Genomic DNA, 10,042 nt, shown 5'->3' on the forward strand with positions numbered 1-10,042 from the left:
CCATAGGCAAGTCGTCACGAATGCTGACCTGCTTCAAGGCCTTGTTCGCACCCTGGCTCCGGCGCAACCTCAGCCCTTATCCAAATAATACTTAGTCCATTGCGACACCACCCCCGCGATAGTGTCTGCAACTGCCCGAGACGAGCCTCTGGCGAAACCTGGCGCTTAGCGTGGAATCCAGCACTGGGACGGGTGCGTCCCGTTGACGCCGCCTAAGCATCCGTTGGCTTTATCAGGGCTCGATCCTGCTATCGTTACATGCATGTTCCATGATTGAAATCGACCTCGCACGCTGCGCAGGTCCGCGAAAAAAGGTCATTGCATGCTGAACTACTTTGCCCTCGGCATCCTGTGCTTCGTGGTGTTGACCCTGTTCTACGGTGTCATCGTCATCCACGACATCCCCTACGGTATCGCCAAGAAGCGCGACCACCCGCACCAGGACGCGATCCACGTCGCCGGCTGGGTCAGCCTGTTCACCCTGCACGTGCTGTGGCCCTTCCTGTGGATCTGGGCCACCCTCTATCGGCCCGATCGCGGCTGGGGCTTCAAGCAGATCGAGGAAGAACAGGCGCGAGAGCGCAGCGAGATCGACGAGTTACGTCTCGAACTCGACCACCTGCGCCAGCGGCTCGACGCCCAGGAGGCCTCAGCGCCGTCGCTCAAGGCCGAGCAACCGGCTCGCGCCCAATATACGTCCGGCAATACCCAGGGGGGTCAGGACTGATGGATCTGCTTATCGTGCTGACCTATGCGGCGCTGTGTATCGCCGTGTTCAAGATCTTCCGCATCCCGCTCAACAAGTGGACGGTCCCCACTGCGGTACTCGGCGGCATCATCGTGGTCGCGACCCTGGTGCTGCTGATGAACTACAACCACCCCTTTACCCGCCAGGTTCGCCAGGCCTACGCGGTGACGCCGCTGGTATCCGAGGTCCGGGCTCGGGTCAGCTCCGTCGAGGTCGACCCCAACACCCTGGTCGAGGCCGGTACTCCGCTGTTCATCCTGGACGCCACCCAGTTCGAGTCCCGGGTAGAGCGGCTGACGGCGGAGCTCGAAGACGCCCTGCGCAATTCCGACAGTCGCAGTGCCGGCGTTGCCGAGGCCGAGGCCAACCTGGTGGCGGCCCAGGCCGATAGAGATCAGGCCAGTCGGACCCTGGCACGTTATCAGGCCGCCTCCTCGGCCTTCAGCCGGCAGCAGATCGACGAAGCCTCCCAGAATGCCCAGACCGCGGCTGCACGTGTCGCCCAGGCCGAGGCCGCCCTCGAGCGGGCCCGCGCCGAACAGCGCCCCGACGGCGACGACGAGGACCCGTTGGTCGTCGCCAAGCGCGCCCAACTGGCGGAGGCACAATATGATCTGCAAAACACGGTCATCCGCGCTCCCACGGACGGCTTTCTGACACAGCTCGCGGTGCGCCCGGGAATGATGGCGGTACCGCTGCCGCTGAAGCCACTGGGGGTCTTCGTGCATGACGAACCCGGCCGCTTTACCGGCGCCTTCCGCCAGCAGGCGCTCAACCGCATCCAGCCAGGCGACGAGGCCGAACTGACCTTCACCGCCCTGCCGGGCCAGGTGTTCGCCGCCGAAGTCATCGAGGTGCTGCCGGCCATCGCCGAGTCCCAGGTCGCCGCCGGTGATCGACTGCTGGGCGCCGACGCCTTCGCCAGGACCGACGCCCCTGCGCTGGTGACCCTGAAGCTCGCTCCGGGCCAGGATATGCCGGACATGCCGCTGGGCATCGGCGCCCAGGCAGCGGTCTACACCGAGCACTTCCACCACGTCGCCATCATGCGCAAGGTGCTGTTGCGCATGCTCGGCTGGCAGCACTATGTCTACATCGACCACTGAGTCGACAGGCGTTTCGCCGACGCTGACCCGCTGCTAGGCTGGCCCCAGTCAGGTTCGCCCAGCGTGGCGAACCAGGGAGCGACAGACAGCACCCAGCCTTTCCTGGTGTACCCGACGAAAGGCACACCAGGTGGCTGGGGGCGGGGGGCAAGGATGCACAGCAGGAAGGAATCAACGCGCACCAATACCTGGGTGGCACTGGTGATCGTCATCGCCAGCGCCGCTCTGAGCTATTGGCTGCTGGACAGTCGCGACGACGTCAACGGAGGTGCAGCGGTATCGCTGTTCTCGTTGGGTCTCGTCAGCGCGCTGGTGATCGGCTATTCCCGTTCGGTCAGTCAGATCAACGCCCTCGGCGCCCAGGTCAAGTTCAACCGCCTGAGCCAGGAGGCCGACGCCACGCGCAAATCGCTGGAGCGCGACCGCCTTCATCTCTACCGCATGCTGATACCGCTGACGCTGAAGCACCCCGAAGGCGAACACGCCATCCACGGCGTCGATCCCCGTGTACCGGCACTGCTGGAACTTGACGACAAGGTCGCTACCGAAGGCCTTCAGGCCGACCTGTCACAGGAACTCGCCCGCGCCCTCCATCGTCTGCTGCATAGCCAGTACCACCGCATCGTGGAACTGCTGCCGCAGGACGCCTCCCTGCCAGCGTCACAACGGACATCATCGGGCCACGACTTTACTCCCGCCCAGCTTGGCGAGCTGCTGGATCGGGCCGAAGCCTGTCTCGAGCGCCAAGGCGAGGCGTCGACGTCCAATGACGACAGACAGCGGCTTCACAACAATGTTCGCGTCAGCCGCCGCCTGCTGGCCAGTTACCATCGGCTCGATGACGTCACCCCAAAGGCCCCTTTCGACGCCATTGTCTGAGGTCCGCAGACAGCCTCTCGCTTCTCGTCTCTCACCTCTCGCCTCTCGCCTCTCGCCTCTCGCCACCTGGTCCCCGCCCGAGCAAATGACCGATCAGGCTGTGCCGGTTCGCTCCATCCTGTTCGCCGACGTCGGCCCCCAAACTCGGCGTCCCTGGCCCTCGTCTACGCTGAGATGGCGGTACATCACCGCAGTGTCACATCCATCTTCGCGATCGGCGGGAGGCCCCATGGCAGAGTCACTTACACAACAACAGGACGTTGACAGCGACAGCGGCGGACGCTCGCCTCGGCTGATCTGGTCGTTGCGGGCCTTCGGGCTGGCCGGTGCGGCCATGGTCTGGGTGGCCCTTGGGGGTGCCGAGTCGATGTCGCCAGATGCCCGCTGGGTGGCCGCCATCGGCACCCTGATGGCGATCTGGTGGATGACCGAGGCGATTCCGCTGTCGGTCACCTCGCTGCTGCCCATCGTGTTGATTCCCATGCTGACCGAACGCTCGGTGTCCGAGGCCACCGCTCCCTACGCCAGCTCCATCGTGTTTCTGTTTCTCGGTGGCTTTCTGATCGCCATCGCCATGGAAAAGTGGCAACTGCACCGGCGTATCGCCCTGACCACCCTGCATCGCGTCGGGGTCGAACCTCGTCGTATCGTGCTCGGCATGATGCTGGCCACCGGTTTTCTGTCCATGTGGGTGTCCAACACCGCCACCACCCTGATGATGCTGCCGATTGCGCTGTCGGTACTGACCCTGGTGGTGGAACGCTCGAGCTCACAGGACAGTGACGCGGTCGGAGAAGACCTGCACAAGGGCGGCCGCGTCTCGGACATCATCAAGGATGACAACATCCGCAGCTTCGGTGTCTGCCTGGTACTGGCCATCGCCTGGTCGGCGTCCATGGGCGGGCTCGGCACGCTGCTGGGTTCTCCCCCCAACGCCATCGTCGCCGGCTACGCCGCCGATGAACTGGGCCGGGACATCGGGTTCCTGCAGTGGATGATGGTCGGTCTGCCCCTGGCGCTGACCTTTATCCTGATCGGCTGGGTACTCATGACCCGGGTGCTCTATCGCTTCAAGCTCGATGAGATTCCCGGCGGCAAGGCGATGATCGAAGACCAGCTCGATCACCTGGGACCGATTGGCCAGGGCGAGCGCATGGTGATGTTCGTGTTCGCTGGCGCGGCCTTTCTGTGGGTGGTGCCGGGGCTGATCGCCAGCCTGCCGCTGATCGGCGACTGGTTTTCGTTCCTTGATGCCCTCAATGACACCGCCATCGCCATCACTGCCGGTATCGTGCTGTTTTTCCTGCCGGGCAACGCAAAGGGCGACATGGTGCTGGACTGGCAGGACGCCGAGGATGGCCTGCCCTGGGGCGTACTGCTGCTGTTCGGCGGCGGTCTGTCGCTGGCCAGCGCGGTGGCGGCGTCAGGGCTCGACGGCTGGTTCGGCGAACAGGTCAGCGCGCTGGGAGCGCTGCCGATGGTGGCGCTGGTGGTGGCGGTGACGACGATCGTGCTGTTTCTTACCGAGATCACCTCCAACACTGCCACCGCCGCGACCTTCATCCCGGTGCTGGGCGGGGTCGCCGTCGGCATTGGCGCCGACGCCATGACGCTGCTGATACCTGCCGCCTTCGCCGCGACCTGCGCCTTCATGCTGCCGGTCGGCACGCCGCCCAACGCCATCGTGTTCGGCTCCGGCGCCGTCACCATCTCGCAGATGGCCCGTGGCGGGATCGTGCTCAACGTGATCGGCGTCGCCCTGATCACCCTGTTCTGCTACGTACTCGGGGGGCTGGCCCTGGGTCTGCAATTCTAGAGCGTCCGCGCTATTGGCTGATCGCTCCCAGGAGCCTCACCTGCCGGTGGGGCTCTCTCCCTGTTGTCTGCGCTGTCGAAGACGGGCCTCGGCCTGCTCAAGCACCTCCCAGGCCAGGCGACGAAGGCCGACCTCCCCCTCGGTCATGGCCTCGAGCAGGGCTCGCTTTTCCTTCAGGTAGAGGCGTGCAAATCCCGGGTCATGCTCGACGATAGAGCCGGTGTTGTGGATCAGATCGGCGTACTTGATGGTCTGGGCGCGGGCCCCGGCCTGTGCCAGACGCTCCAGCGCCAAGCGCTTGCGCACGGCGCGATTGCCCACCTCAGGCCCTTCGAGATCGCTTAGCGCCAACACCAGCGCGGTCACCTCTTCCCCGAAGTTGTCACCCAGTGTCTGGGCCGTCACCTGGGTGTCCTCCAGTACATCGTGCAACCAGGCGGCGGCAACCATGGCGGGGTCGCCGGGGCAGTGGCGGCTGACCAGCGCGGCCACAGCGGCGGGATGCTCGATATAGGGGGTGTCCAGGTACTTGCGCCGCTGACCGATGGCGCCGTGAGCCGCCGTGGCGAAGAGCCGCGCCGCCTCCACGGTGTCGATGCCCGAGATCTCGCTTGCGTCGCTGGAGGGTGTGTCCACGCTGTCGCTCCCGTGTCGTGTCTTTATCGTGCGCCCCGGTCGGGCCCATTGCCGGTCCAGCACCTTTTGCTGATTGAGGCCTCGGCCGCCGCGGCTTAGGCTGACAGACCCGACCTCAAGACGCCATCAGGCGCTCCCCTGGCCGACCAGGAACCGCCATCAAAGGAACTGCCATGAAACGCGAAACCCTCGCCCTGCACCACGGCTACGCCCCTGACGACCAGCACTCTGTCGCGGTCCCGATCCACCAGACCACATCGTTTTCCTTCGATGATGCCCAGCATGCCGCCGACCTGTTCGATCTCAAGGTCGAGGGCAACATTTATTCGCGCATCATGAACCCCACCTGCGCGGTGCTGGAAAATCGCGTGGCCGCCCTGGAAGGTGGTATCGCCGGCCTGGCGGTGGCCTCCGGCATGGCCGCCATTACCTATACCATCCAGACGCTTGCCGAAAGCGGCGACAATATCGTCTCGATCAGCGAACTCTACGGCGGTACCTACAACCTCTTTGCCCACACCCTGCCGCGCCAGGGCATCGAGGTCCGCTTCGCTGACAAGGACGACCTCGCCGGCATCGCCGATCGCATCGATGAGCGTACCAAGGCGGTGTTCTGCGAAAGTATCGGCAACCCTTCGGGCAGTGTGGTGGACATCGCCGCACTCGCCCAGGTGGCCCACGACAACGGTGTCCCGCTGATCGTCGACAACACCGTGGCCACGCCCTTCCTGTGGCGACCGATCGAACACGGCGCCGATATCGTGGTGCACTCCGCGACCAAGTATATCGGTGGCCACGGCACCACCGTGGGTGGCGTGATCGTCGATTCCGGTCGCTTCCCCTGGGCCAGCCATGCCGAACGCTTTGCGCTGCTCAACGAGCCCGACCCCTCCTATCACGGCATCAGCTATACCCGAGACGTCGGCGACGCGGCCTTTATCGCCCGCGCCCGGGTCGTGCCACTGCGCAACATGGGGGCGGCCCTCAGCGCCCAGGCCGCCTGGAATCTGCTGCAGGGTCTCGAGACACTGGCGCTGCGTATCGAGCGCATCTGTGCCAACACCCAGACTATCGCCGAGTACCTCGAGGGCCACGAGGCGGTGTCCTGGGTCAAGTACGCTGGCCTTTCACATCACAAGGACCACGAGCTGGCCAAGCGCTACATGAACGGCCAGGCCTCCGGCATCTTGAGCTTCGGCATCAAGGGCGGACGAGACGCCGGGGTGCGCTTCTACGACGCGCTCGGGCTGATCCTTCGACTGGTCAATATCGGTGACGCCAAGACCTGCTCGGCGATTCCGGCGGTGACCACCCATCGCCAGCTCAATGACGAGGAACTGGCCGCCGCCGGGGTCACCGCGGACATGGTGCGCCTGTCTGTCGGCATCGAGCATGTCGACGATCTGATGGCGGACCTGGACCAGGCGCTCAAGGCGTCTCAGGGCTAGCCCGGGCGGTAGAAGCGCAGCAGGTGTAGGTGACAGCGTCCATCCACAGGGATGGACGTTCCTCTTTTTGTATCCAGCCCGAGCTTTATATCTAGCCGGAGCCCGGCACTGGTAGCCCCACCGGGGTCGGCGACGGTGGCAGCCAATCGCCCTTGATCAGGGCTTCGGCCGGGCGGTAGAAGCGTAAGGTATACGTCCATCCCGGGGCGATCGCCAGGTGGTTGGGTGCCTGGGGGTCGCCGCCAAAGTGGAGGGTTACCGAACCATCCTCGTTGGCGTCGGCCTCGACACTGGTCAGGGAGTGCGCCCCTTCGGCGCCCTCGATCAGACGCCCTCTGGCATCATAGACGGTTACCGACCAGAACCCGGTGACCGGCACGTCCACCGGCAGAATCAGCACCTGAGGCGTCTCGCCATCATTGTGAAGCGGGCTGACGGTGACGTAGTAGGCGTCCTCGATGGGCTGGCCCAGCCAACCCGCGGCCGTCCCCCACAGATGCCGCACCGGGTCGACGCTGTCTTCAGCGCCAAACATGCCGTGGCTGCCGGAGATAAAGGGCGACAGACCAAGCACCGCCTCTCTTACCTCGCTCAGTCGCTCCATATCCCACTCGGGCAATGACAGTTCTCCCGCGTCATCCTGGGACCACTCGATGGCATCCTGCAGCGCGTTGGCTTCGGCGATGTCCGCGCTCGAGTCGGCGTCCACCTGGGTACGGAACATGACCAGGGCATAGCGCGAACCGACGCTCTCTTCATCCAGCACGATCTCGCGTCCGCCGTAGGACATCATCGGGGTGTAGTGGTCCTGATTGACCACCTGCATGGACTGCAGTCGGGTGGCGCTGGCCGGGGCGGTGAAGGTCACCGGTGAGGCCAGATCGAAGACGCCGACGCTGTGCAGGATATCCCGATTGACCCGAACCACCTCGGCGTCCACCGGCAACGGCGCGCGGTCATGGCGCAGGCTGCCAAAATAGCCATCATCGGCATAGTTCTGGAAGTGGGTGTCGGTCTGCGCCCGCACATAGGTATCCAGATTGACCGCACCGTCCGAGCTGGATGGCTCGGTGGCCTCTGCGGTCGCTGCCACTGCGTTCGAGACCAGGCCGCTTGCCATTGCCAGCAGCAGCCAGGAAAACCGCTTCATTGTCATCCCCGCACCCCGATTGTCGGTCGCGAGCCCTGGCGGCCAGAGCCCTGCCTCTGGCTCAGCATAGCGTCTTCGCGGCACGAAGGACTCAACGGCATGAAAACGGCGGCCCCGAGGGCCGCCGAAGGTCTCACTACTCAGTAAGCAGTGAATTGACGTTTCCAGAGACTGTCAGCTACCGGCGATGGTCATCTCATCGATCAACCAGCTACCGCTGTGGATGCTGCCACGGGTATCGATATCATCCCCCAGTCCCACCAGACCCTGGAACATGCCTGCCAGGTTGCCGGCGATGGTGAACTCCTCGACGGGATGCTGAATCTGGCCGTTCTCGACCCAGAAACCGGCCGCACCGCGGGAATAGTCACCGGTGACGCCGTTGACACCCTGCCCCATCAGCTCCGTGACCAGTACGCCCCGATCCATCTTCGAGAGCAGCGCCTCACGGCTTTCCAGCGGTGCTTCGAGGCGCAGGTTGCGTGCCCCGCCGGCGTTGGCGGTGGTCTGCATGCCGAGCCGACGCGCGCTGTAGGCCGACAGCATGTAGCTGGCCAGACGCCCCTGCTCGATAAAGCGATTGTTGCGGGTCTGGACGCCGTCGCCGTCGAACGGACTGCTGGCCATGCCACCCACCAGCATCGGCTGCTCGGCGAGGCTGAACCACTCGGGAAACAGAGTCTCACCCAGGCGGCCACACAGGAAGGAGGCGTCGCGGTAGATGGCGCCGCCGGCCAGGGCCGACATCAGGTGGCCGATCAGGCCGCTTGCCAGGGTCGGGTCGAACATCACAGGAAAACGCCCGGTCTGGGGGCGCTGCCCCCCGAGGCGCTGTAGCGTACGCTCGGCGGCGCTGCGGCCGACCTCCGCCGGGTCACGCAGCGCCCGTGGATCCCGGGCGCTGGTGTAGTCGTAGTCCCGCTGCATGCCGGATGCGTCCTCGGCGATCAGCAGGCAGGAAAGCGAGTGACGGCTGCCGCGCTGGCTGCCGAGAAAACCATGGCTGTTGGCGTAGACGCGAACGCCCTCGCCGCTCGACAGGCTGGCGCCGTCGGAGCTGCGGATACCCGGCTCGGCCAGGCCCGCCGCCTCGCAGGCAAGCGCCAGCTCTATCGCCTTGTCCGTGTCCAGCGCCCAGGGGTGATGGACGTCGAGATCCGGCAACTCGGTCGCCATCAGTTCGGCGTCGGCAAGCCCGGAGGCAGGATCCTCGCCGGTGTAGCTTGCGATGGCGATGGCCTTCTCGACCACGCTCTTGATCGAGGCGTCGCTGGCATCGGTGGACGAGGCGCTGCCCTTGCGCTTGCCCAGATAGACGGTGACGGCGATGCCCTGATCGCGGGACAGCTCCACCGACTCCACATCGCCCTCGCGCACGCTTACACCGGTGCCCTGATCGACGCTGGCGCCGACCTCGCAGGCATCCGCACCCAGTCGCCGAGCAAGCTCGAGCGCGGTCTCGGCACGACTTTCCAGCACCGCCTGCTGGGCTCTGGCATCAAACGCCTGTGTCATCTTGTACTCCTTGTCCGACCATAGGGGTCGGCTGAGACTGTCATCCTGCGGCGCCTCGGGCGCCACAGGCTGGTATACTTTCGCGGACGTCGCGCCCGGCGCGACCACCGCCTTTTCGATTTTCCCCGATGCCTTCACCAGGGACCCGGTATGACCCAGGATGACCTTTCCCCCGACGATCGCCCCAGCAAGTCCCAGCTCAAGCGGGAGATGCACGAGCTGCAGGCGCTGGGCGAGCGCTTCATCGCGATGAAGCCCGAGGAGCGCGCCCGCTTCCCGCTGTCGGACGATCTGCTTCGCGCCATCGACGAGACCGACCGCATTCGTGCCCGCGAGGCCAGACGCCGCCATATGCAGTACGTCGGCAAGCTGATGCGCAAGGAAGACCTGGAGGCCATCCAGGCGGTCTTCGACGACATCGAGAAGGCCCAGGTCCAGCGCGACCATGCCTTCCTGCGCCTGGAAAAGTGGCGTGATCGCCTGATCGAAGAAGGTGATGACGCCGTCGAACCCTTCCTCGAAGACTATCCCCAGGCCGATCGCCAGGCGCTGCGTCAGCTGATCCGCAACGCCCGCAAGGAGCGCGAGCAGAACAAGCCCCCCACCAACGCCAAGCGGCTTTACAAGCTATTGCGTGATACCGCAGGGATCTAACCGCCGGGCTCGAGGGCCAGTCTGACGAGTGACTGCGCTCGACGGCGTTACCGCCACCGCCCTAGGGCTTTTCTGAAAAGTGCCTAGGTC

The 10,042-nt window shown here is 65.0% G+C and carries 9 protein-coding genes; 6 read left to right on the plus strand and 3 right to left on the minus strand.

Going from position 1 to position 10,042, the window contains the following annotated elements:
* The first annotated feature begins 322 nt into the window (after nucleotides 1-322).
* The 4 genes from C6W88_RS22090 to C6W88_RS13895 all read left to right on the plus strand — a co-directional run bounded on the left by C6W88_RS22090 (nucleotide 323) and on the right by C6W88_RS13895 (nucleotide 4,549).
* A complete protein-coding gene (locus C6W88_RS22090; RefSeq protein ID WP_108132880.1) occupies nucleotides 323-727 on the plus strand; it encodes a DUF3302 domain-containing protein in 405 nt (134 codons plus the stop codon).
* Nucleotides 727-1,854 carry an HlyD family secretion protein gene (locus C6W88_RS13885; protein ID WP_108132881.1) on the plus strand — a complete coding sequence of 376 codons (1,128 nt, stop codon included), beginning with the start codon at nucleotides 727-729 and terminating at the stop codon, nucleotides 1,852-1,854. Before C6W88_RS22090 ends, C6W88_RS13885 begins: the two co-directional genes overlap by 1 nt.
* 153 nt (nucleotides 1,855-2,007) lie before the next feature.
* Nucleotides 2,008-2,733, plus strand: coding sequence for a hypothetical protein (locus C6W88_RS13890; RefSeq protein ID WP_108132882.1), 726 nt, complete (start codon nucleotides 2,008-2,010; stop codon nucleotides 2,731-2,733).
* Nucleotides 2,734-2,962: 229 nt separating this feature from the next.
* The gene (locus C6W88_RS13895) at nucleotides 2,963-4,549 is read left to right on the plus strand and encodes an SLC13 family permease (RefSeq protein WP_108132883.1); all 1,587 of its coding nucleotides are present in this window, start codon (nucleotides 2,963-2,965) and stop codon (nucleotides 4,547-4,549) included.
* A 36-nt stretch (nucleotides 4,550-4,585) separates the two neighbouring features.
* Here C6W88_RS13895 and C6W88_RS13900 read toward each other — a convergent pair whose 3' ends face one another.
* Entirely contained in the window at nucleotides 4,586-5,185 is a 600-nt protein-coding gene (locus C6W88_RS13900; RefSeq protein ID WP_231498651.1) for an HD domain-containing protein, read from the minus strand.
* Between the two features lie 173 nt (nucleotides 5,186-5,358).
* Here C6W88_RS13900 and C6W88_RS13905 point away from each other — a divergent pair, with 173 nt between their 5' ends.
* Nucleotides 5,359-6,633, plus strand: a complete 1,275-nt coding sequence (locus C6W88_RS13905; protein ID WP_108132884.1) for an O-acetylhomoserine aminocarboxypropyltransferase/cysteine synthase family protein — start codon at nucleotides 5,359-5,361, stop codon at nucleotides 6,631-6,633.
* Between the two features lie 91 nt (nucleotides 6,634-6,724).
* On the opposite strand, the gene C6W88_RS13910 is transcribed toward C6W88_RS13905, so the two are convergent.
* Together C6W88_RS13910 and pmbA are read right to left on the minus strand one after the other, a co-directional pair.
* On the minus strand, nucleotides 6,725-7,783 hold the full coding sequence (locus C6W88_RS13910) for a DUF1214 domain-containing protein (RefSeq protein WP_181248624.1): 1,059 nt from the start codon (nucleotides 7,781-7,783) through the stop codon (nucleotides 6,725-6,727).
* A gap of 174 nt (nucleotides 7,784-7,957) precedes the next feature.
* Nucleotides 7,958-9,298: a metalloprotease PmbA gene (gene pmbA, locus C6W88_RS13915; protein ID WP_108132886.1), complete on the minus strand. Its 1,341-nt coding sequence runs from the start codon at nucleotides 9,296-9,298 to the stop codon at nucleotides 7,958-7,960.
* Between the two features lie 150 nt (nucleotides 9,299-9,448).
* Between pmbA and yjgA the strand changes: the two genes are divergently transcribed.
* Nucleotides 9,449-9,952 carry a ribosome biogenesis factor YjgA gene (gene yjgA / locus C6W88_RS13920; protein ID WP_045993059.1) on the plus strand — a complete coding sequence of 168 codons (504 nt, stop codon included), beginning with the start codon at nucleotides 9,449-9,451 and terminating at the stop codon, nucleotides 9,950-9,952.
* Nucleotides 9,953-10,042 lie beyond the last annotated feature (90 nt).

The sequence above is a fragment of the Halomonas litopenaei genome (assembly GCF_003045775.1).
Classification (GTDB): Bacteria; Pseudomonadota; Gammaproteobacteria; order Pseudomonadales; family Halomonadaceae; genus Halomonas; species Halomonas litopenaei.